The sequence below is a fragment of the Burkholderia sp. L-4 genome (assembly GCF_056856535.1).
Window position 1 is genome coordinate 2,130,196 of record NZ_JBXEOX010000002.1, and the last position, 20,260, is coordinate 2,150,455.

The 20,260-nt window shown below is 69.2% G+C and carries 21 protein-coding genes; 11 read left to right on the forward strand and 10 right to left on the reverse strand.

From position 1 onward, the window contains the following. Positions 1-19 precede the first annotated feature (19 nt). Positions 20-1,168 (forward strand): epoxide hydrolase family protein, encoded by a 1,149-nt coding sequence (locus tag AC1VVG_RS26350; RefSeq protein WP_482836695.1) that lies wholly within the window; start codon positions 20-22, stop codon positions 1,166-1,168. 21 nt (positions 1,169-1,189) lie between these two features. Here AC1VVG_RS26350 and AC1VVG_RS26355 read toward each other — a convergent pair whose 3' ends face one another. Further along, positions 1,190-1,681, reverse strand: coding sequence for a 2,4'-dihydroxyacetophenone dioxygenase family protein (locus tag AC1VVG_RS26355; protein ID WP_059556494.1), 492 nt, complete (start codon positions 1,679-1,681; stop codon positions 1,190-1,192). Positions 1,682-1,849: 168 nt separating this feature from the next. On the opposite strand from AC1VVG_RS26355, the gene AC1VVG_RS26360 reads away from it, so the two are divergent. The 3 genes from AC1VVG_RS26360 to AC1VVG_RS26370 are packed head-to-tail and all read left to right on the forward strand — an operon-like array spanning position 1,850 to position 3,946. Continuing rightward, entirely contained in the window at positions 1,850-2,320 is a 471-nt protein-coding gene (locus AC1VVG_RS26360) for a MarR family winged helix-turn-helix transcriptional regulator (protein ID WP_482836697.1), read from the forward strand. Between the two features lie 37 nt (positions 2,321-2,357). Continuing rightward, complete coding sequence (locus AC1VVG_RS26365; RefSeq protein ID WP_034191461.1) at positions 2,358-2,693, forward strand: hypothetical protein; 336 nt, start codon at positions 2,358-2,360, stop codon at positions 2,691-2,693. Beyond that, on the forward strand, positions 2,690-3,946 hold the full coding sequence (locus AC1VVG_RS26370; RefSeq protein WP_034191460.1) for an MFS transporter: 1,257 nt from the start codon (positions 2,690-2,692) through the stop codon (positions 3,944-3,946). Before AC1VVG_RS26365 ends, AC1VVG_RS26370 begins: the two co-directional genes overlap by 4 nt. 72 nt (positions 3,947-4,018) lie before the next feature. Here the strand turns inward: AC1VVG_RS26370 and AC1VVG_RS26375 are convergent, their stop codons facing one another. Then, positions 4,019-4,969 carry a LysR family transcriptional regulator gene (locus tag AC1VVG_RS26375; protein WP_049028381.1) on the reverse strand — a complete coding sequence of 317 codons (951 nt, stop codon included), beginning with the start codon at positions 4,967-4,969 and terminating at the stop codon, positions 4,019-4,021. A gap of 105 nt (positions 4,970-5,074) precedes the next feature. Between AC1VVG_RS26375 and aptA the strand changes: the two genes are divergently transcribed. Further along, positions 5,075-6,430 (forward strand): omega-aminotransferase AptA, encoded by a 1,356-nt coding sequence (gene aptA, locus AC1VVG_RS26380; RefSeq protein ID WP_034191682.1) that lies wholly within the window; start codon positions 5,075-5,077, stop codon positions 6,428-6,430. Positions 6,431-6,478: 48 nt separating this feature from the next. Further along, positions 6,479-7,996 (forward strand): CoA-acylating methylmalonate-semialdehyde dehydrogenase, encoded by a 1,518-nt coding sequence (locus AC1VVG_RS26385; RefSeq protein WP_059556496.1) that lies wholly within the window; start codon positions 6,479-6,481, stop codon positions 7,994-7,996. A 114-nt stretch (positions 7,997-8,110) separates the two neighbouring features. On the opposite strand, the gene AC1VVG_RS26390 is transcribed toward AC1VVG_RS26385, so the two are convergent. From AC1VVG_RS26390 to AC1VVG_RS26400, 3 genes are all read right to left on the reverse strand, one after another. Next, complete coding sequence (locus AC1VVG_RS26390) at positions 8,111-8,485, reverse strand: COG4315 family predicted lipoprotein (protein ID WP_049028502.1); 375 nt, start codon at positions 8,483-8,485, stop codon at positions 8,111-8,113. A 283-nt stretch (positions 8,486-8,768) separates the two neighbouring features. After that, positions 8,769-8,927 carry an EamA family transporter gene (locus AC1VVG_RS26395; RefSeq protein WP_343727347.1) on the reverse strand — a complete coding sequence of 53 codons (159 nt, stop codon included), beginning with the start codon at positions 8,925-8,927 and terminating at the stop codon, positions 8,769-8,771. Then, positions 8,918-9,856 carry a helix-turn-helix domain-containing protein gene (locus tag AC1VVG_RS26400; protein ID WP_343727348.1) on the reverse strand — a complete coding sequence of 313 codons (939 nt, stop codon included), beginning with the start codon at positions 9,854-9,856 and terminating at the stop codon, positions 8,918-8,920. The genes AC1VVG_RS26395 and AC1VVG_RS26400 overlap by 10 nt, the downstream gene beginning before the upstream one ends. 87 nt (positions 9,857-9,943) lie before the next feature. On the opposite strand from AC1VVG_RS26400, the gene AC1VVG_RS26405 reads away from it, so the two are divergent. Both AC1VVG_RS26405 and AC1VVG_RS26410 read left to right on the forward strand, forming a co-directional pair. Then, the gene (locus AC1VVG_RS26405) at positions 9,944-11,395 is read left to right on the forward strand and encodes a cytochrome P450 (protein WP_482836701.1); all 1,452 of its coding nucleotides are present in this window, start codon (positions 9,944-9,946) and stop codon (positions 11,393-11,395) included. A gap of 172 nt (positions 11,396-11,567) precedes the next feature. Continuing rightward, positions 11,568-11,873, forward strand: a complete 306-nt coding sequence (locus tag AC1VVG_RS26410) for a panthothenate synthetase (protein ID WP_034191456.1) — start codon at positions 11,568-11,570, stop codon at positions 11,871-11,873. A gap of 72 nt (positions 11,874-11,945) precedes the next feature. Here the strand turns inward: AC1VVG_RS26410 and AC1VVG_RS26415 are convergent, their stop codons facing one another. Both AC1VVG_RS26415 and AC1VVG_RS26420 read right to left on the reverse strand, forming a co-directional pair. Beyond that, positions 11,946-12,329: a hypothetical protein gene (locus AC1VVG_RS26415; RefSeq protein WP_034191455.1), complete on the reverse strand. Its 384-nt coding sequence runs from the start codon at positions 12,327-12,329 to the stop codon at positions 11,946-11,948. Between the two features lie 138 nt (positions 12,330-12,467). Beyond that, on the reverse strand, positions 12,468-13,268 hold the full coding sequence (locus tag AC1VVG_RS26420) for a helix-turn-helix transcriptional regulator (protein WP_034191454.1): 801 nt from the start codon (positions 13,266-13,268) through the stop codon (positions 12,468-12,470). Positions 13,269-13,400: 132 nt separating this feature from the next. Here AC1VVG_RS26420 and AC1VVG_RS26425 point away from each other — a divergent pair, with 132 nt between their 5' ends. Beyond that, positions 13,401-14,807: an APC family permease gene (locus AC1VVG_RS26425; RefSeq protein ID WP_049028342.1), complete on the forward strand. Its 1,407-nt coding sequence runs from the start codon at positions 13,401-13,403 to the stop codon at positions 14,805-14,807. Between the two features lie 64 nt (positions 14,808-14,871). Then, positions 14,872-15,981: a DmpA family aminopeptidase gene (locus tag AC1VVG_RS26430; protein ID WP_049028341.1), complete on the forward strand. Its 1,110-nt coding sequence runs from the start codon at positions 14,872-14,874 to the stop codon at positions 15,979-15,981. 138 nt (positions 15,982-16,119) lie between these two features. Here the strand turns inward: AC1VVG_RS26430 and AC1VVG_RS26435 are convergent, their stop codons facing one another. Together AC1VVG_RS26435 and AC1VVG_RS26440 are read right to left on the reverse strand one after the other, a co-directional pair. Continuing rightward, a complete protein-coding gene (locus AC1VVG_RS26435; protein WP_124608368.1) occupies positions 16,120-16,332 on the reverse strand; it encodes a hypothetical protein in 213 nt (70 codons plus the stop codon). Between the two features lie 137 nt (positions 16,333-16,469). Then, the gene (locus AC1VVG_RS26440; RefSeq protein ID WP_124608367.1) at positions 16,470-18,653 is read right to left on the reverse strand and encodes an FUSC family protein; all 2,184 of its coding nucleotides are present in this window, start codon (positions 18,651-18,653) and stop codon (positions 16,470-16,472) included. 200 nt (positions 18,654-18,853) lie between these two features. On the opposite strand from AC1VVG_RS26440, the gene AC1VVG_RS26445 reads away from it, so the two are divergent. After that, complete coding sequence (locus tag AC1VVG_RS26445; RefSeq protein WP_034191449.1) at positions 18,854-19,801, forward strand: LysR family transcriptional regulator; 948 nt, start codon at positions 18,854-18,856, stop codon at positions 19,799-19,801. Positions 19,802-19,920: 119 nt separating this feature from the next. Here AC1VVG_RS26445 and AC1VVG_RS26450 read toward each other — a convergent pair whose 3' ends face one another. Next, a complete protein-coding gene (locus AC1VVG_RS26450; RefSeq protein WP_059556501.1) occupies positions 19,921-20,223 on the reverse strand; it encodes a DUF4148 domain-containing protein in 303 nt (100 codons plus the stop codon). Positions 20,224-20,260 lie beyond the last annotated feature (37 nt).

Genomic DNA, 20,260 nt, shown 5'->3' on the forward strand with positions numbered 1-20,260 from the left:
CCCTTCGTGAGGAGACGCCATGCCCGCCGAGCCGTTCCACATTGCGATACCCGACCATGCGCTGGACGACCTGCGCCGGCGGCTGCGCGACAGCCGCCCGCCGCTGCTGACACCCGCCGAGCCGTGGCAGCAGGGCGTCGACGGCGCGTGGCTGCGCGAACTGGTTGCATACTGGGCCGAAGGCTTCGACTGGCGTGCGGTGGAGCGTGCGCTGAACCGGTTGCCGCAGTTCGTTGCCGACGTAAGCGGGCAGCGCGTGCATTTCATTCACCGGCGCGGGGCGGGACCGAAACCTTATCCGCTCGTCATCACGCACGGCTGGCCGGGCTCCGTGTTCGAATTCGACGCGCTGATCGACCGCCTGTGCGACCCGGCGGCCTTCGGCGGCGATCCCGACGATGCGTTCGACGTCGTCGTGCCGTCGTTGCCCGGCTTCCTGTTTTCGCCCGCGCCCGGGGCGCCGGGCATGGCGGCATTCCAGGTCGCCGACCGCTGGGCGGCGTTGATGTCCGGTCTCGGTTATCGGCGCTTCGGTGCGCAGGGCGGCGATCTCGGCGCGGGCGTGTCGATCGCGCTCGGCGCGCGACATGCCGACCGGGTGGACGGCATCCATCTGAACTACCTGCCCGGCAGTTACGAGCCGCCGGCCGACGCGGCGTTGCCGTTGACCGGAGATGAGCAGGCCTTCCTGACGCAGTGCGGCGAGTGGGCCGCGCTGGAAGGCGGATACGCCCATATGCACATGACCAAGCCGCGGACGCTGGCCGTCGCGCTCAACGATTCGCCGGCCGGGCTGGCCGCATGGATCGCCGAGAAATTCCGCGCGTGGAGCGATTGCGACGGCGACGTCGCGCGGCGGTTTTCGCACGATACGCTGCTGACCGGCATCTCGCTCTACTGGTTCACCGGCTGCATCGGCTCGTCGATGCAGATGTATTGGGAAAACCGGCTGCAGCCGATGCGCTTCGCGGCCGGGCAACGCGTGGCGGTGCCCGTCGCGTATGCGCGTTTCCCGAAGGAAATCGGCCGGCCGCCGCGCAGCTGGCTCGAACGCGTATTCGACGTCGTGCAGTGGACCGACATGCCGAGCGGCGGCCATTTTGCCGCGATGGAGGAGCCGGATCTGCTGGCCGACGACGTGCGGCGATTCTTCCGGCGGTTTCGGTAATGCGCGGCCGGGCCGTCTGGCTTACCGCGTGACGAACGGCGCGGCGTCGTCCGGCGCGGTGCGCGCATGCTTGCGCTGGCGCAGCAGCGCGACGCGGCAATTCTCGCGCGCGGTCTCGCGGCCGTCGTCGTCGAGCAGCACGAGGTCGCCGCGCATCACGTTCAGCGTGATCACGTCCTCGCCCGGCGCGCCGAGCGTTTCCGGCGTGTGCACCGAGCCGGCCGGTTCGAGCACGGTCGAGCCGGCGTGCGCGACCCAGTCGTACTCCAGGTAGCGCCACGCACCCTGCAGCGTATGGACGAACACCTCGCCGTCGTGACGGTGGCGCGGCAGCGTGCCGCCGGCCGGCATCTTCAGCAGCGCGGTGAGCGTGTCCTCGGCCGCATTGATGTGCAGGTACTTGATCGCGAGCCCCGGCAGGTCGGCGCTCATCGGCAGCCACGGCAGCGCGTCGCCGGGCAGGCACGAGATCGGCGGCAGGTCGGTGGAGGGCGGGGCGGGCGGCTGCGTCATGGCGGGAGGCGGAGCGGAAATGGGGAGCCCGCATTATCGCAGAGCCGCTTCGCACGGCGGAACGCGGCCGTTCTCGGCGACGCGGGTCTGGCCGGGCGCACGATCCTGACAGCCTGAAATATACAGCCAAACTGTACAGTTAAACTGTCGATGTGATATCGTGGCGCCATGAACACGCGATCGTCCCCCTCCGATGCGCGCCCGCTTGCCGGGCTCGCCGGCGAACTCCGCATCTCGGTCGGCAAGCTGATACGGCGCATGCGGGAGCAGACCCATCCGAACGACCTCACTTCATCGCAGAAATCGGTGCTGCTGCGGCTCGACCGCGACGGCCCGGCTACCGTATCGGCGCTGGCCCGTGCCGAAAGCGTGCGCCCGCAGTCGATGCGCGTGACGGTCGCGACGCTCGAGGCGCTCGGCGCCGTCAGCGGCGCGCCCGACCCGACCGACGGCCGGCAGACGCTGATCACGCTCACCCCCGGGTTTCGCAAGATGCTGCAGGCCAACCGTGCAGCCAAGGACGACTGGCTGTTCCGCGCGCTGCACGCGCAGCTGTCGGCGGCGGAACAGGCCGAGCTCGCCGCTGCCGTGAAGCTGCTGCAGCGGCTCGCCGAATTCCAGGATCCCGCCCGCCCGTGAACCGCCTCGGCCCGCACGCCGAAAGGACCGCCCGACCATGAACCTCCTGCATCTCGTGTCGTACTTCTTCGGCGGCGCGTTTCTCGCGAACGTCGTGCCGCATCTCGTCAGCGGGCTGCGCGGCGAGCCGTTCCAGACGCCGTTCGCGAATCCGTCCGGCCGCGGGCTGTCGTCGTCCACCGTGAATGTCGTGTGGGGCGTCGTGAACCTCGCGATCGCCTACGCGCTCGTGTGCCGCGTCGGCGATTTCGATCTGAGAAGCACGGCCGACGCCGCGGCGCTCGGGCTCGGCATCCTCGCGCTCGGCCTGTTCCTCGCGTGGCACTTCGGCACCCTGCACGGCGGCAACGAGCCCGGCCGGAAGCGGCCATGAGCGTGCCGGCGGCGGGCGTGTTCCGCTCGCTTCGCAGCTTCAACTATCGCGTCTGGGCGATCGGCTCGCTGGTGTCGAACATCGGCACCTGGGTGCAGCGTACCGCGCAGGACTGGCTCGTCCTCACGCAACTCACGCATCACGACGCGTCGGCCGTCGGCACGGTGATGGCGCTGCAGTTCGGGCCGCAGCTGCTGCTGTTGCCGTGGACCGGCTACGCGGCCGACCGCTTCGACCAGCGCAAGCTGCTGATGACGACCCAGGCGCTGATGGGCGTGCTGGCGCTGGCGCTCGGCATGCTGACGGTCACGGGCGCCGCACGGCTCGAGCACGTGTACGTTTTTGCGTTCCTGTTCGGCTGTGCGTCGGCGTTCGACGCGCCGGTGCGGCAGACCTTCGTCGCGGAACTGGTCGGCGATCGCGAGCTGGCGAATGCGGTCGCGCTCAATTCGACGTCGTTCAACGCCGCGCGGATGATCGGCCCGGCGGCGGCGGGGTTCATGATCGCGTCGGTCGGCACGGGCTGGGCATTCGTTGCCAACGGGCTCAGCTTCTTCGCGGTGCTGGCATCGCTGCTGCTGCTCCGGGAGGACGAACTGCGCGCGAACCTGCGCGCGGGCCGCTCGCGCGGCGGGCTGCTCGACGGCTTCCGCTACGTGTGGCACCGCGAGGACCTGAAGGCGATCCTCGTGATGCTGTTCCTGATCGGCACGTTCGGGCTCAACTTCCAGCTGTTCATCTCGACGATGGCTGCCAGCGTGTTTCATGTCGATGCGCGCGGGTTCGGGTTCCTGTCGTCGATGATGGCGGTCGGCACGGTGTCCGGCGCGCTGCTGGCGGCCCGCCGCGAGCAGCCGCGCTTCGGGCATCTGTGGTTCGGCGCGGCGCTGTTCGGGCTCGGTTGCACGTTCGCCGCGCTGGCGCCCGGCTACTGGCTGTTCGCGGCCGCGCTCGTGCTGACGGGCGTCGCCGCGATCACCTTCATGAACTCGACCAACAGCCTGATGCAGCTGTCCACCGAGCCGGCGATGCGCGGCCGCGTGATGGCGCTGCGCCTCGCGGTCGCGCTCGGCGGCACGCCGATCGGCGCGCCGGTGGCCGGCTGGGTCGCGAACCATCTCGGCCCGCGCTGGGCGCTCGGCGTCGGCGCGGCGTCCGGTTTTGCCGCGGCGCTCGTCGCGACGCATTTCGTGAAGCGCAACCGCGACACGCTGCGCGCGGGACGCGCGGTCGAACAGCGCGACGCCGCGTGATGCACGCAAGGCGGCGGGCGGCGCGTCCGCCCGTCATGCGATGCCGCCGCCGGGATGACCCGCGCGAGCTGTCTACGCCGCCGGCCGCACGGCCGCATGCGCGGCTTCCAGGCACGACTGGAACAGCAGCGCGGCCCGCGACGGCCGCGGCGAGCGCCGCAGCAGGCTCACGAACCGGCACCGGTAATTGAACCGGTGCGGCGCGATCGGCTGCATCAGCCCCTTGTTTTCGAAACTTTCCGCGTAGTGGTCGGGCAGGAAGCCGAGGTAGCGGCCGGACAGGATCAGCGTCGCGATCGACTCCTGGTCCGACGCGGTCGCGCTGCGCGTGAGCTTCGCGCGATGACTCAGCTCCATGTTCGGTGAATGGAAGCCGAGCCCGGCGAACGCGTGGTCGCGGATCGTCGTCCACGTGAGCTTGCCGTGCGGCGCATCGAACAGCGGATGCTGACGGCCGCAGTAGAGCAGCATCCGTTCGTCGAACAGCTCCGCATACTCGAGGCTGCCCGAATTGCGGTGCGCGGGAATGATCCCGACCTGATAGCTGCCGTCGATGATCCCGCGCTCGACTTCGTTGATCGACGCGACATGCAGGTTCAGCGTGACGTCGGGCGCCTCGTCGGCGAACTGGCGGATCGCGTCGCCGAGGCGCGCATGCGGGTTGGTGGCCGTCTTGTCGAACACGGCGACGTGCAATTCTCCGCCCATCTTGTCGTGAATGCCGTCGATCCTGCTGCGAAATGCTTCCATTGACGCCAGCAGGCGCAGCGTCTCCTCGTACACCGTCTGGCCTTCCGGCGTCAGCGTGAAGCCGGCGCGGCCGCGCCGGCACAGCACCAGGCCGAGGCGCGTTTCGAGATCCTTCACGTGCCGGCTGATCGTCGAGATGCCGATATTCAGTTCCAGTTCGGCCGCCGCCATCCCGCCGCACTGCACGACGCCCTTGAAGACCCGCAGCAGGCGCAGGTCCATGTCGCTGAGCTGCCCCAGCAGCGCGCGGCTCTTCGGTTTCTTTGCTTGCATAGTTGAGCAAGTGAACATTGATATTGCGATATTCAAAAGACTAATTGGCGTCCCGACAATGTGCAACATCATCACAAGGAAGAGGGGCGCGCCGCGCCGACCGACATGACCGACATCACCACCGCCCAGCACGACGACACGAACCTGCGCACCGACGCCGCGTGGCTCGACGCGCACTGGATGCCGTTCACGGCCAATCGCCAGTTCAAGGCCGATCCGCGCATGATCGTGTCGGGCAAGGGCGCGTATTACACGGACGCCGAAGGCCGCAAGATCTTCGACGGCCTGTCGGGCCTCTGGTGCACGGGCCTCGGTCACGGCCGCACGGAGATCGTCGAGGCCGTGAGCCGCCAGATCGCGCAGCTCGACTACGCGCCGGCATTCCAGTTCGGCCACCCGAAATCGTTCGAACTCGCGAACAAGATCAAGGAACTGACGCCGGCCGGCCTCGACTACGTGTTCTTCACGGGCTCGGGTTCGGAAGCCGCCGACACGTCGCTGAAGCTGGCCCGCGCATACTGGCGCGCGAAGGGCAAGGGCACGAAGACGCGCCTGATCGGCCGCGAGAAGGGCTACCACGGCGTGAACTTCGGCGGCATCTCGGTCGGCGGGATCGGGCCGAACCGCAAGCTGTTCGGCCAGGGCCTCGACGCCGATTTCCTGCCGCACACGCAACTCGCCGAGAACAAGTTCTCGCGCGGGATGCCCGAGCACGGCGCCGAGCTGGCCGACCGCCTGCTCGAGCTGATCGCGCTGCACGACGCGTCGAACATCGCGGCCGTGATCGTCGAGCCGTTTTCCGGTTCGGCGGGCGTGGTCGTGCCGCCGAAGGGCTATCTGAAGCGCCTGCGCGACATCTGTACCGCGCACGACATCCTGCTGATCTTCGACGAGGTCATCACGGGCTTCGGCCGTGCCGGCGCGATGACGGGCGCCGACGCATTCGGCGTGGTGCCGGACATCATGAACTTCGCGAAGCAGGTGACGAACGGCGCGCAGCCGCTCGGCGGCGTGATCGCGACGAAGGAGATCTACGACACGTTCATGGCCGCGGGCGGCCCCGAGTACATGCTCGAGTTCCCGCACGGCTACACGTATTCGGCGCACCCGGTCGCGTGCGCGGCCGGCGTCGCGGCGCTGGACCTGCTGGTGAAGGAGGACGCGGTGGCCCGCGTGCGCGATCTCGCGCCGCATTTCGAGGCGGCCGTGCACGGGCTGAAGGGCCAGCGCCACATCGCGGACATCCGCAACTACGGGCTGGCGGCCGGCCTGACGATCGCGGCACTGCCGGGCGAGCCGGCACGACGTCCGTACGAGATCGCGATGCGCTGCTGGGCGAAGGGCTTCTACGTGCGCTACGGCGGCGACACGATCCAGCTCGCGCCGCCGTTCATCGCCGAGAAGCGCGAGATCGACAACCTGGTCAACGCGCTGTCCGACGCACTGAACGAAGTGGACTGAGCCGCGGCTCGCCCCCGCGACAACCGCATTCACGAAAGAGCCTCAACGATGAAACACGACAGCAACGTCACCTCCACCATCGGCCACCTGATCGACGGCAAGCGCGTCGACGGCGGCCACCGCGTCCAGCCGGTGTTCGACCCGGCCACCGGCGAATCGGACAAGAGCGTCGCGCTCGCCGACAAGCCGACCGTCGAAGCCGCGATCGCGTCCGCGCAGGCCGCGTTCCCGGCGTGGCGCAACACGCCGCCGCTGAAGCGCGCGCGCGTGATGAGCCGCTTCAAGACGCTGCTCGAAGAGCATGCCGACGAGCTGTGCGCGCTGATCACGGCCGAGCACGGCAAGGTGCTCGCCGACGCGATGGGCGAACTGCAGCGCGGGATCGAGAACGTCGAATACGCGACGTACGTGCCCGAGCTGCTGAAGGGCGAGCACAGCAAGAACGTCGGCCCCGCGATCGATTCGTGGAGCGAGTTCCAGGCGCTCGGCGTCGTCTCCGGCATCACGCCGTTCAACTTCCCGGTGATGGTGCCGCTGTGGATGTGGCCGATGGCCGTCGCGTGCGGCAACACGTTCGTGCTGAAGCCGTCCGAGCGCACGCCGTCGTCGACGCTGCGCATGGCCGAGCTCGCGCTCGAGGCCGGCCTGCCGCCGGGCGTGCTGAACGTCGTGAACGGCGACAAGGAAGCGGTCGACACGATCCTGACCGACCCGCGCGTGAAGGCCGTGAGCTTCGTCGGCTCGACGCCGATCGCCGAATACATCTACTCGACCGGCTGCGCGCACGGCAAGCGCGTGCAGGCGCTCGGCGGCGCGAAGAACTTCGCGGTCGTGATGCCGGACGCCGACATCGGCAATGCGGTGAACGCGCTGATGGGCGCCGCGTACGGCTCGTGCGGCGAGCGCTGCATGGCGATTCCGCTCGTCGTCGCGATCGGCGACGAGACGGGCGACCAGGTCGTCGCGGGGTTGAAGGCCGAGATCGAGAAGATGAAGGTCGGCCCGGGCAACGGCGCGGGTGTCGACATGGGCCCGCTCGTGACGCGGCAGCACTTCGAGAAGGTCACCGGCTTCGTCGATGCGGGCGTCGCGGCGGGCGCGACGCTCGTCGTCGACGGCCGCGGCGTGAAGGTCGACGGCCACGACGGCGGCTACTATCTCGGCCCGTGCCTGTTCGACAACGTGAAGCCCGGCATGCCGATCTACCAGCACGAGATCTTCGGGCCCGTGCTCGGCGTGATCCGCCTGAAGTCCCTCGACGAGGCGATGGCGCTGATCGACGCGCACGAATACGGCAACGGCACGTGCCTGTTCACGCGCGACGGCGAGGCCGCGCGTTACTTCAGCGACAACATCCAGATCGGCATGGTCGGCATCAACGTGCCGCTGCCGGTGCCGGTCGCGTACCACTCGTTCGGCGGCTGGAAGCGTTCGCTGTTCGGCGACCTGCACGCATACGGCCCGGACGCCGTGCGTTTCTACACGAAACGCAAGACGATCACGCAGCGCTGGCCGTCGGCCGGCGTGCGCGAAGGGACGGTATTCAGCTTCCCGTCGAGCCGCTGACGCGCAAGCCGGCTGCACGCAGCCGGCGCGACGTGCCGAAGCCTGCCCCGGTCGACGATCGGGGCAGGCTTTTTTGCTTGTGCACGGATCGGGCGGAAGGCGGCGGAAGGACGCTTACGGCGCAACCACGTGCCACATGTTCTTGAAGTTGTCGCCGTTGCGGTCGCCCTGTTTCATGTCCTTCGAGAAGAAGTACAGCGGCTTGCCCTTGTAGGCCCATTGCGGGCTGCCGTCGTCGCGCTTGACGATCGTGTAGGGGCCGACCGGGACGTCGGTCGCGCTGGCCTTGTAGGGCGGCCAGAAGGATTCGCACTGGCCCGTGCAGGCGCTGGTGCCGGCATTGGGTTTGTCGTGGTCGAACGTGTAGACGGTCATCCCGTTGGCGGCGACGAGCGCGCCGTTTTCTTCCTTCGTGATGGAACCCTGGGCCGTAGCCGAAGCGGATGCAATGGCGAGCAGAGCGGAGCTGACGAGCAGCACGGCTTTCATGTGTGCCTCCTGATAGTCCGGTGGGCGGCCGCAACCGCGCGCACGGGCAAGCGTGCGCGACGATCGCGATGAATGGTGCCGGAACGCGATGCCGTTGCCGTTCGCGAGCTTGACGCGGGATCGCATGGCGGCAAACGGGGCGCCTTCTTCACGATAGGCGGTTTTGCGCGGGGCTGCGAGAAGATCGGGGGGCATATCGGCCGCGCGTAGGCATCGCGCAACGGCGCGGCGATTGCCGGCGCGCCGGTATTCCGTCCCCGAACGCGCGGCGCACGCCGGCGCGTCAGCGTCTGGCGCGATTGGTCAGCGCGACGCCCGTGATCACGAGCACGCCGCCGGCCGGCATCGACGGCGACAGCGGTTCGCCGAGCAGCGCGACCGACAGCAGTACGCCGAACACGGGCACCCGGTTCGTGAACACGGCGGCGCGGGCTACACCCACAGCCGGTACATCCAGAACGATTCGTCGTCGGCGAAGCGCCGCACGAATTCGGTCGGCGCAAAGCCCGTGATGCGCCGCGTCGCGCGGCTCAGGTGGGCCTGGTCGGCAAAGCCTTCATCCAGCGCCAGCGCCGCCCAGTCGACCGGCTCGCCGGCTTCCTGCCGCGCCCGCGCGGCAAAGAACGCGCCTTCGCTGCGCACCAGCGTATGCCAGTCGCGCAACGAACGCCCGCTGTACGCCTTGATGCGCCGCTCGACCTGGCGCGCGCTGTGCGTGTGCCGCCATTCGCGTGCCTGCAGCGCGAGCCGTTCGGCCCAGCTGCGGCCCGCGTCGCGCAGCGACGACAGCGGCGTCGTGCCGCCGCGCAGCGCGCGCCAGCGCGGCGCCAGGTGGCGGTCGAGCGCGGCCAGCGCCGCGGCGTCGCCGTCCGCCTCGGCCAATGCGTCGAGCAGCGGCCGCCAGCCGTCGTCGAGCGCGACACGCGCATCGACGAAGCGGTCGTGAATCTCGGGCAGCCCGATTCCGAACAGCACGCGGGCCGCGTCGGCATGGAAGCAGACGATGCCGCCCTGACCGGTGGTCGGCGCCCAGCTGACGGTCGGCGCCGACTGGCTGCCGGACAGCGTCGCCGACGCGCCGAACGCGCGCCAGCGCGGGCCGTCGGGCGCGCTCTCGACGAGCCCCGCGTCGAGAGCGCGATACCACGCGAGACAGACGAGCGGTGACGCCGGGAAGTGCGTCAGCCGCTGCGCTGCGTCCAGCGCGAAGCCGCGCGTGTCGCGGCAGATGATCGCGACCACCGCGCCTTGCAACGCGGCCGGCGCCGGATACAGCCGCGCATGCGGCGCGCGGCCGCCGCGCAGCACGCGCGGCGCGCGCGCGAGCGGATCGGGGCATGGCGGCAGGATCGGGGGCGGGCCGGAGCACATGACGCCGGAGTATAGGGACGGCCTGCATGCGTGTCGATGTCGTTTGCGTTCAAGACCGCCGCCGCGTCGCCGCGGACAATCCGCCGCATGAACCCGCGAACCTCCTCCCCATGTCCCTTCCATGCGGGCGCCGCAGCACCGGCGCCCGTGCTTCACCCGCCCGGCGTATGGCCGCCGGGGCCGCGCGCCGGCCTGACGGGGTGGTCATTGCTGCGCGCGATGTCGCGCGACCTGCTCGGCACGCTCGCGGGCTGGCAGCGCGAGCATGGCGACGTCGTGCACTTGCGCATGTGGCCCGAGCACGTGGTGGCCGTGACCGATCCCGCGCTCGTGCGCGAACTGCTGGTCACGCATCACGATGCGCTCGTGCGCTGGGAGCGCGGCATCCGCGTGTTCTCGCAGGTACACGGGCACAGCGTGCTGATGGCCGAAGGCGACGCATGGCGCGACAAGCGGCACGCGTTGCAGCCGAATTTCATGCCGAAGCCGGTACAGGCGTTCGTTCCGGCGATCGCCGCGACGGCCGGCCATGCGCTCGCGCAATGGCCCGCGCACGACGCGCGTTGGCCGATCGAAAGCGCCCTGACGTCGCTCGCGATGGACGTGATCATGCGCGCGATGTTTTCCGATGCGATCGGCGAGGATGCGCGCGTGGCCGAGGCCGCCGTGCGCACGGTGAGCGCCGTGTCCAATGCCGAGTTCTACCAGCCGGTGAGCGCACCGGACTGGATGCCGTGGAAGCGCGGCAAGGCGCGGGCGCTCGCGGTGCTGAACGGGCTGATCGACCGGCAACTGCATGCGCGTCTCGACCGGCCCGAGCACGGCTGGCCCGACGATCTGCTGTCGCGCCTGCTGCGGCTGCATCGCGCCGACGCGCGCGTCTGGCCGCTGCAGGCCGTGCGCGACGAATGCATGACGGTGTTCCTGGCCGGACACGAGACGGCCGCTGCCACGCTGACCTGGTGGGCGTGGAGCATGGCGGCGCATCCGGACGTGCAGGCTGCCGCGCGGGACGAGGTCGTGCGCGTGCTGGACGGCCGCGCGCCGAGCGCCGACACGCGCCCGGCATTGCGCTACCTGACGCAGACGCTAGAGGAAACGATGCGGCTGTACCCGGCGGCGCCGATCCTGATCAGCCGTCGCGCATCGCGGCCGGTTGCGCTGGGCGCCTGGCAGTTTCCCGCGCGGACGCTGTTCATGCTGCCGTTGCAGTTGATGCATCTCGACGAACGCTGGTTTCCCGAGCCGCATGCGTTCCGGCCGGCGCGCTTCGCCGACGACGCGCCGCCGCTGCCGCGCGGCGCGTACATGCCGTTCGGCACCGGCCCGCGCGTGTGCCTCGGGCAGTATCTGGCGATGACGGAGATGACCGTGGTGGCCGCGATGCTCCTGCAGCGCTACGTGCTGTCGGTTCCGCCCGGCATGGCGCCGCCGCGACCGGTGTTGAACGTGACGCTGCGGCCGCGGCAGGCGTTGCATCTGGCGATCGCGTCGCCGGGGCTGACGGCCGAGGCGGCCTCGGCACAAGGGCCGGCGTGACCGAGCCGGTCACGCGCGCATCGCGCGAGTGACGACCGTGCGAGCGATGCCGTGTCGTCGAATCGTCGGAACGTGAATGCATGCCGGCAACGGTGTTCGGCGTCCTGGCGCGGCGTCGCGCAGCACCTATGCTTGAAGGGCCCAGGCCGGGCGGACCCAACGGAGGACGGTCATGCGCATGCTTCTCAACATACGAATTCCTCACGAGCCGTTCAATACGCTGGTGCGCGACGGCAGCGTCGGCGACGTGATCTCGCGAATACTCGAGGCGGTCAAGCCGGAGGCCGTGTATTTCACGGAGCAGAGCGGCGGGCGCGGCGCGGTCGTGATCGTCAATCTGGACGACCCGTCGCAAATCCCGGCGCTCGCGGAGCCGTGGTTCCTGATGTTGAATGCGGACTGCGAGTTCCGCGTGGTGATGCTGCCGGACGATCTGCGGAACGCCGGGCTCGCGCAACTCGGCGCGAAGTGGCGGTAGCAGGATGCCGCGCATGGCCGTGCCCCTGCCCGACAACGGGGCGGGAGGCATGGCGCGGCGTTCGCGTGCCGACTATCGCGCAGGCCGCGACGGCTCGACGTGTGCCGCCGGCCGGTCTTTCGGCCGGCACAGCAACAGCAGCCCGCTCAGCGCCGCCGCGCCGAGGAAAACGAAAAAGCACCGCGCGTTCCATGCGTTCAGGCTGTCGGATGCCACGCCGCCGGCATTTCCGGCCGTGGTGCCGGCTTCGAGCAGGAACGTGAAGACCGCCGGCACCGGCGCGGAGCCCAGGTAGGCGAGGAATGCGAACTGCAGCCGGCCGCGCGTCAGGATCGACCAGACGTCCTTGCCCATCAGGCAGGCGGCCAGCACCACGGGCGGCACGAGCACGATCGAAGCGGCGCTGACGGCACACAGCAGCAGCCAGCCAAGTCCGATGAGCGGAACGAGCGACATGAATCGGGTCTCCTGTATCGGGGCGGCCGCGTGGTCGGCGAAACCTCCGTGCCTGCTTCACCGGCCGATCACGGCGCGAGTCGATGCACGGATAGTGCCCGATTCCGCGCCCGTTGCCATCCGCCGCGATCGGGGCGCTCACCCGGCCGCATCTTCCCCGAGCGCCCGGATGAACCGCGAAAACAGCTCGGGCTGCGATGAAATCCCGAGCTTCGCGTACAGATGGCGCCGATGCACCTTCACCGTTTCGGGTGATATCGCCAGCCGCTCGGCGATCGCCTTCGACGAATTGCCGCGCAGCACCATGCGCGCGATCGACATCTCGCGGTCGGTCAGCACGCCAGCGCCGAAGCGCGCGAGCGCCTGCTCGACGCGCGCGCCGAGATCGGCGTCGGGCGTCGCGCGTGCGGCGTCGCCCACCAGCCGCCAGTGCTGCCGCATCGCCGCGAGCACCCACGGCATCGCGGCCGTCAGCTTGCCGAGCGGCTCGACGTCGAAGCGCGCGGCCGCGCCGAGCGACAGCGACAGCAGCGTATCGGCGTTCGGCCGCACGAGAATCTGGATCTCGTCGTCGCCGACCGCATCGCGGAAATAGCTGAGGAAATATTCGCTTTGCCGGAACAGGTCGGGCGCGACTTCCTCGAGCCGGTAGCAGCCGTCGGCGAGCCCGTCGTGCGCGGCCTGCAGGAACGGGTCGAGCAGATACACGCCGTTCAGGTAGAGCGGCACGGGCGATGCGTTGTCGGTGCCGCCGGTGTCGTATTCGTCGAGCACGAGCGGCACGCCGTCGCGGCCGACCGCGGTCGCGAGCGCGTTGTCGAACGGCACCATTTCGTTGAGCAGCAGCACCAGGAACCGCCAGAAGCGCGGCTGGCCGAGATGATCGATCGCGCGGCCAAGCGCCTGATGCATCGCGATTTCGGAAAAGAGACGATCCATACCACCACCGGAAGGGCGTAACACGAAGGGGGAATAGCGGTCCTGAAATTGGCTTCCTAGACTGCCACGCAATCAATCGGGCCCGAGTATGGGTGTTCAAAAATTGGCAGCAAAGGAGCACAGGAGAACGAAATGGCGATGATGTCGGAATCGACGGGTAGCCTGCAAGCGGCGCCTGCAACGGAAGACGCGCCGCGCGCGCTGTCGCAGACGCTCAGCGTGCGCGACGCGGTGATGATCACCGTATCGGGCGTGACGCCTGCCAGCTCGATCTTCGTGATCGCGCCGTTCGCGATCCAGCAGGCCGGCAGCGGTGCCGTGCTGTCGTTCGTGCTCGGCGGCGTGCTTGCACTGGCGTTCGCGCTTTGCTACGCGGAGCTCAGCGCCGCGCACCGCAGCGCGGGCGGCGAATACGTGATGGCCAAGCGCGTATTCGGCACGCTGCCCGGCTACCTGACCTTCATCACGGTGCTGTCCGTCAGCGTGTTCATCCCGGCCGTGCTCGCGAGCGGCGCCGCGCCCTACCTGAACAACGCGCTCGGCACGCACTTCGGCAACCAGTCGGTCGCGCTGACGATCGTGCTGCTCAGCTACCTGCTCGGCATGCTGAACATCAAGACGAACGCGTGGATCACCGGCGCGTTCCTGGTCGTCGAGATCGGCGTGCTGATGCTGATCGCGGGGCTCGGCTTCGGTTCGCCGCATCGCGGCGCCGACGTGCTGATCGCGCCGGTCGTCGCGAGCGGCAACGCGCTCGTGCCGGCGACGCTCGCGGCCATCGTGCCGGCGATCGGCACAGCGATCTTCTGCTACAACGGCTTCGGCTCGGCCGCGTATCTCGCGGAAGACCTGCGCGGCGGCAACCGCAACGTCGCGAAGGCGGTGATCTATTCGCTGCTCGTGATCCTCGTCGTCGAACTGGTGCCGCTCACCGCGATCGTGCTCGGCGCGCCGTCGCTCACGGAACTGACGAAGAGTGCCGACCCGATCGGCTATGTGGTGCGTTCGCTGAGCAACCCGGCCGTGTCGCGCGTGGTCAGCGGCGGGATCTTCCTGTCGGTGTTCAACGCGATCATCGCGATCGTGATCACGATGGGCCGCCTGCTGTACAGCAGCGGCCGGCATGCACTCTGGTCGCGCGCCTGCAACCGCGCATTCTCGACGATCCATCCGCGCCTCCAATCGCCGTGGCTCGCGACGCTCGCGCTGGCGGTGCCGTCGGCCGGGCTCGTGTTCGTGTCGAGCCTCGACGAACTGACCGCGTTCACGGTCGACCTGCTGCTGCTGATCTACCTGGTCGTCGGGCTGGCCGCGCTCGCGAGCCGGTTCGTGCGTCGCGACGTCGAGCATCATTACCGGATGCCGCTGTGGCCCGTGACGCCGCTCGTCGCGGTGGCCGGCGCGGCCTACACGCTGTACACGACGCTGGCGACCGCGACGAAGTCGACCGACCTGATCATCATCGCGGGATTGCTGGCCGCCGCACTCGTGATGTACGGGGTATGGGCGCGCCACAGCGAAGCGTTCCGCGCGCTCTGAGCGGCGGATCGACACCTTGCAGCATCGACATACCGAACCACGGAAAGACTGGAGGAACTGCATCATGCGCACGAGGGATCTCGGCATCCGCATCGGGCTCGGCACGCCGGGCCGCTTCAACGCGATCACGGACGTACCGGGCGTGCGGGTCGGACATTGCACGCTGAACGTCGAGAACGGCGACGCATCGATCCGCACCGGCGTGACCGTCATCGAGCCGCGCGCGGGCGCCGCGCACGATTCGCCGTGCTTCGCGGGCGTGCACGTGCTGAACGGCAACGGTGACGCGACGGGGCTCGAATGGATCCGCGAGGCCGGCCTGCTGACGACGCCGATCGCCTATACGAACACGCACAGCGTCGGCACGGTGCGCGACGCGCTCGTCGCGAACGAGCGTGCAGCGGCGGCCGGCCGCGTGTACTGGTGCATGCCGGTCGTGATGGAAACCTACGACGGGCTGCTGAACGACATCTGGGGGCAGCATGTGAGCGCCGCGCACCTGCAGCGCGCGCTGGCCGCCGCGCAGTCGGGGCCGGTCGCGGAAGGCGGCGTCGGCGGCGGCACGGGGATGATCTGCCACGAGTTCAAGGGCGGCATCGGCACCGCCTCGCGCGTGCTCGCGAACGATGCGGGCGGCTGGACCGTCGGCGCGCTCGTCCAGGCAAACTACGGCGTGCGCGAAATGCTGCGGGTGGCCGGCTACCCGGTCGGCGAAGTGCTGCGGCACGTGCATTCGCCGTTCCGCGACCAGGGCGCCAAAGGCGAGCCGGGCATGGGATCGATCGTCGTGACGCTCGCGACCGATGCGCCGCTTCTGCCGCATCAGTGCACGCGCCTCGCGCAGCGCGCGAGCGTCGGACTCGCACGCGTCGGCGGCGGTACCGAGGATTCGAGCGGCGACGTCTTCCTGGCATTCGCAACGGGCAACGACGGCCTGCCCGCGGCGAACTACGGCAGCAAGGGCGCGCCGACCACCGATCTGAAGATGGTCAACAACGACCACATTTCCGCGCTGTTCGTCGCGGCGGCGGAAGCGGTGGAGGAAGCGATCGTGAATGCGCTGGTCGCGGGCGGCGACGTCGAATCGCGCGGTGCGCGGGTCGAGGGGCTCGGGCAGGCGCGCCTGCTCGATGCGTTGCGCGAAGTGGGGTGGCGGCCGGGGCGCGGCGCCTGAAACGGCGAGCGCCGCTTCAATCGAAGCGGCGTGGAACGGGGCGGCGATGCGGCGATCGGCCGGACCGCCGTCCGCCCGCGCATGCGATGCATGCCGTGCGGGCGATGCGGGCCTGGCCGTGACGACGCGGCGTCATGCTCAGCTGCCGAAGTAGATGTTGCAGAAGCTGACCGGGCCGACACAGGCGTTCGGGTCTGCCTGCTTCGATTGCGAACGATCGACACGGCCCGCGGCCTTGACGGCTTCGGCGCGGTTCGCCTGTTGCGGTGCGGCGTCCGCCGGCGCAGGCTGTGCGTGGGCGACAGCGGCGGTGAGCGACAGGGCAACGAGGGCGAGGTGCAGCGGCTTCATTTTGGGTTCTCCTGGGTGAGTGCCAGTCGCGCTGGCAGTGAGGAAACTATAGGCTCGCACTGCTTAAAGATTAATCACCGGGGCTGTAGAGCTTATTTCCATCCGGAACAAGGATCCCGTTGCGCACGCATCGATCCTCAATGGCGGCGCCGGTTGAACGGCGCATCCTTGTCGAGCAGCGCGGTGCGCATGAAGTGCAGGCAGCCGACGATCCGCTGCATGCTCCGGCGCGCATCGGGCACCGCGTACCAGGCCTGCAGCGTGTGCTGCGCCGCGCGGATCGCGAGATTCACCGATTTCAGCGTGCGTGCGTGATGGCCGGGCGTCGGGTCGTCGAAGAAGCGCGGCAGCTCGTGCAGCACCGCGTCGATCGAGTTGGTCCAGCGCAGCGTCTGCGGCGGTTTCGAGGCACTGAACGCGCGCAGCTCGTCGCGCAGGTCGATCACGGCGTGGCCGACCTCGAGCGTCGACAGCATCCAGCGCATGGCGTCGCGGTGCTGCCGGGTACGCCGCACGAGCAGCGTGCGCAGTTGCGCCATCAGGTCGTGCGTACTCGACTGGAAACGCTGCGCGAGGCCGACCGGCGCGCCTTCGCACGCGAGCGTGACCTGGCGGCGCAGGTCGTGGGCGATGCGGCCGGTGAGCCACGGCATGTGGGTCGGGAAGACGACCGCGAACACGAGCGAGCACGCGAGCATCGCGACGACGATCGCCAGCCCGTTGTTGATCAGCACTTCGGGCGTATACGCGATCGCGTTGTCGGGGCCGGCGAGCAGGCAGAAGAACACCGCGAAGCCGATCCCGTAGCCGGACAGGCCGGGCCGCATGGCCAGGAACGCGCCGAGGCCGAGCACCGGCGCGAGTGTTGCGCACAGCAGCGGGAAGCCGTCGATGTTCGGATACACGTAGCACAGGAACACGTAGCCGACGGCGGTCGCGAACGCCGCGCCGACGCTCATCTGCGCGACGAACTTCGGCGCGCGCGGCGACGTCGAGCTGAGCGCGCACGCGATCGCGGTGGCGATCACGGCGAGCGAGCCGCTCGGCCATTCGGACGCGATCCAGAACGCACTCATCGCGCCGACGGCCACTACCGTGCGCAGGAACGCGAAGCCGACGAAGAACGCATTGGTCTTCACTGCGTAATGCGTGACGGAGCGCTCGAACGCGTGATCGTCCTGGTCGAGCGACGCGTAGGTATCGGCGTAGCCGAGGTATTCGCCGATGAAGCGGTACATCAGCTCGATCGCGGTATCGAAGTCGAGCAGGCCGCCCGCGGCATGTTCCTCGATGGTTCGGCGCGACGCGCGCGCGGCCTTCGGCAATGCACCGTGGAAGCGGCGCAGTTCGAGCAGCGCGCCGGTGGCCGGCGTGATGCCGCGCGGCCGCTCGTCGCGCAGTGCCGCGAAGCGCAGGGCGAGCGCGTCGACGTGCGGCGCGAGCGCAGCGAGCACCGCGTCCGACTGGTTCGCGCGCAGGCGCTTGACGAGTTGGTGCAGCGCATGCAGCCGCGTGCAGGCATTCATGAACTCGCTGTTCAGCCGCGCAAGGCGGCGGCTGCGCGCGCGAATGTGCGGATCCTCGAACGACGCGAACGCGCGGTTGGCCTCGAAACCGACGATGTCGTCGACGAAATCGGCGAAGCGCCGCTCGAAATCGCCGCGCGCGACGTCGCCAGCCAGCGCACCGGCGGCGAACGCCGCGAATGTCGCATGGCGCGCGCTCAGCGAGCGCATCAGCGCCTTCGCGGAACTCAGCGGCAGGATCAGCGCGCTGACCGCGCCCGAGCAGGCGATGCCGAGCGCGACTTCCGCGGCGCGGGTGAGCGCGGACTGGAACAGCGTCTGCGGCGTCATCACGGCCGGCAGGCCGATCAGCGCGGCCGTGTAGCCGGCGAGCACGAAGCCGTACCAGCGGAAGTGGCGGTTGCGTACCGCGAGCGCGATACAGCCGCCGATCCACAGCGTGATGCCGGCCATGTACAGCTCGGGCTGCTGCGCGAACAGTCCGCCGAGCGCGAGCGCGGCGACGAGGCCGGCCGCCGTGCCGAGCACGCGATAGAAGCTCTTCGCGAACACCATGCCCGAGAGCGGCTGCATCAGCACGAACACGGTCGTCATCGCAGTGCGCGGCTGGGACATCTCGAGGCGCATCGCGATGCCCATCGCCAGCAGTGCCGCAAGCACGGTTTTCGCGAGATGCAGCCAGATCAGCCCGTCGCGGGTTGCCCAGTCGCGCGCGGCGTCGCCGAGCGGTTCGAGCCAGGCCCTCCATCGCGCGGGTTCGATGGAAGATTGCTCGATCGCAGGTGGTGGCTTCATGAAAAGAGGGGGCCGAGGCGGGGCCGGGGCGGGGCCGCGGCGCATCCGAACGGGTCCGTTCGACTGGTGAGGCGCCGATTGTAGGAGTGCGGCGCGTGCGCATTAACGCAGCTCCGGGGAAACGATAGTTGCAGCCGGAGTAACAATCTGTCGCATCCAGTGGAGGAAAATAGCGGTTCCGCTACAGGTTGCTCACAGGAATGGATACCCTACAAAACATGCGGGTGTTTTCGCGCGTCGTCGAGACGGGCAGCTTCACGGCCGCGGCGCAATCGCTGAATTCGACGACGGGCGCGATGTCGCGCGCGGTGTCGGAACTCGAGGCGCGGCTGCGCACCCGTCTGATGAATCGCTCGACACGCCGTCTCGCGCTCACGTCGGCCGGCGAAAGCTATCTGCGGCGCTGCCGCCAGATCCTCGCCGACGTCGACCGTGCGGAAGAAGAAGCGAGTTGCGCGCACGAACGGCCGGCCGGCGTGTTGCGCATGCACAGCTTCGCGAGCGTCGGTCACCACTACGTATTGCCCGCGCTGACGCGTTATCACGCGCAGTTCCCGGACGTGTCGATCGAGCTGTCGCTGTCGCAGCGCATGCCCGACCTGTTCGACGGCACCAGCGACATGGCCGTCGTGACCGCGTCGTCACTGCCCGATTCGGAACTCGTGTCGCACCTGCTCGGCTCCACGTTCAGCATCCTGTGCGCGTCGCCCGACTATGTGAAACGGCACGGTGCGCCGGCCCGTCCGCAGGATCTCGCCGCGCATGCGTGCCTGACGCTGTGCACGCCCGCGTTCCCGACGCACGAGTGGGTGCTCGAGGGCCCCGAAGGCGTCGAGCAGATCCACGTCTCGGGGCCGGTGCAGACCAATACGGCCGAATCGCTCGCACTGGCGATCCGCGACGGCATCGGGATCGGCATGCTGCCGCTGTACGCGGCGATCGACGCACTGCGCGACGGCACGCTCGTGCGCGTGCTGCCCGCGCACATCCTGCAGAAGATGAACGTGTACGCGCTGTATCCGTCGCGCCGTTTCGTCGATGCGAAGGTGCGGACCTGGGTCGAGATGCTGCGTGCGCAGGTGCCGGGCATGATCGCGCGCGACGTCGAGATGCTGAACGCGATCGACCGCGAACCGCAGGCTGCCTGAAGGCCTGCACGCCGGGCGCACACGGGGGCGCCGTGTCCTGTCCGGCTTCTTCACGCATGCGCGAGACGCGCGTTGCCCGCGGAACATCCCTCTCGCGGGCGAGGCGCGTCGTCACGTCGTCACGGCGCGGGCTTCGCCGCCGCGCCGGATTCGGTGGCCGGCTGGCCGGCCGGGCCGTACGCGGCCTGCGCGGCCTTGTGTTCCGCGAGGCGCTTCGCCTGCAGCCGTTGCTGCGCGGCCATGATGTCGTCCGGATAGTTGTCGGCTTCACCGCGCGCCGGGTTGTAGCCGACCGATTCCAGATCGATCAGTTCCTGCAGCACCTGCGCGCGCGTGACGGGCGCCTGTGCCTGCTGGGCGAACGACAGGGCCGGTGCGGCAAGCAGGACGGCAGCGGCGGCGGTAACGACGAGCGATTTCACGGGGTTCTCCTGAATACGGGGTAGGTGGACGGATCGA

Excerpts from the sequence above, each read along its gene's own strand:
- AC1VVG_RS26350 (WP_482836695.1), top strand. The coding sequence starts at position 20 with ATGCCCGCCGAGCCGTTCCACATTGCGATACCCGACCATGCGCTGGAC.
- AC1VVG_RS26355 (WP_059556494.1), bottom strand. The coding sequence starts at position 1,681 with ATGACGCAGCCGCCCGCCCCGCCCTCCACCGACCTGCCGCCGATCTCG.
- AC1VVG_RS26360 (WP_482836697.1), top strand. The coding sequence starts at position 1,850 with ATGAACACGCGATCGTCCCCCTCCGATGCGCGCCCGCTTGCCGGGCTC.
- AC1VVG_RS26365 (WP_034191461.1), top strand. The coding sequence starts at position 2,358 with ATGAACCTCCTGCATCTCGTGTCGTACTTCTTCGGCGGCGCGTTTCTC.
- AC1VVG_RS26370 (WP_034191460.1), top strand. The coding sequence starts at position 2,690 with ATGAGCGTGCCGGCGGCGGGCGTGTTCCGCTCGCTTCGCAGCTTCAAC.
- AC1VVG_RS26375 (WP_049028381.1), bottom strand. The coding sequence starts at position 4,969 with ATGCAAGCAAAGAAACCGAAGAGCCGCGCGCTGCTGGGGCAGCTCAGC.
- aptA (WP_034191682.1), top strand. The coding sequence starts at position 5,075 with ATGACCGACATCACCACCGCCCAGCACGACGACACGAACCTGCGCACC.
- AC1VVG_RS26385 (WP_059556496.1), top strand. The coding sequence starts at position 6,479 with ATGAAACACGACAGCAACGTCACCTCCACCATCGGCCACCTGATCGAC.
- AC1VVG_RS26390 (WP_049028502.1), bottom strand. The coding sequence starts at position 8,485 with ATGAAAGCCGTGCTGCTCGTCAGCTCCGCTCTGCTCGCCATTGCATCC.
- AC1VVG_RS26400 (WP_343727348.1), bottom strand. The coding sequence starts at position 9,856 with ATGTGCTCCGGCCCGCCCCCGATCCTGCCGCCATGCCCCGATCCGCTC.
- AC1VVG_RS26405 (WP_482836701.1), top strand. The coding sequence starts at position 9,944 with ATGAACCCGCGAACCTCCTCCCCATGTCCCTTCCATGCGGGCGCCGCA.
- AC1VVG_RS26410 (WP_034191456.1), top strand. The coding sequence starts at position 11,568 with ATGCGCATGCTTCTCAACATACGAATTCCTCACGAGCCGTTCAATACG.
- AC1VVG_RS26415 (WP_034191455.1), bottom strand. The coding sequence starts at position 12,329 with ATGTCGCTCGTTCCGCTCATCGGACTTGGCTGGCTGCTGCTGTGTGCC.
- AC1VVG_RS26420 (WP_034191454.1), bottom strand. The coding sequence starts at position 13,268 with ATGGATCGTCTCTTTTCCGAAATCGCGATGCATCAGGCGCTTGGCCGC.
- AC1VVG_RS26425 (WP_049028342.1), top strand. The coding sequence starts at position 13,401 with ATGGCGATGATGTCGGAATCGACGGGTAGCCTGCAAGCGGCGCCTGCA.
- AC1VVG_RS26430 (WP_049028341.1), top strand. The coding sequence starts at position 14,872 with ATGCGCACGAGGGATCTCGGCATCCGCATCGGGCTCGGCACGCCGGGC.
- AC1VVG_RS26435 (WP_124608368.1), bottom strand. The coding sequence starts at position 16,332 with ATGAAGCCGCTGCACCTCGCCCTCGTTGCCCTGTCGCTCACCGCCGCT.
- AC1VVG_RS26440 (WP_124608367.1), bottom strand. The coding sequence starts at position 18,653 with ATGAAGCCACCACCTGCGATCGAGCAATCTTCCATCGAACCCGCGCGA.
- AC1VVG_RS26445 (WP_034191449.1), top strand. The coding sequence starts at position 18,854 with ATGGATACCCTACAAAACATGCGGGTGTTTTCGCGCGTCGTCGAGACG.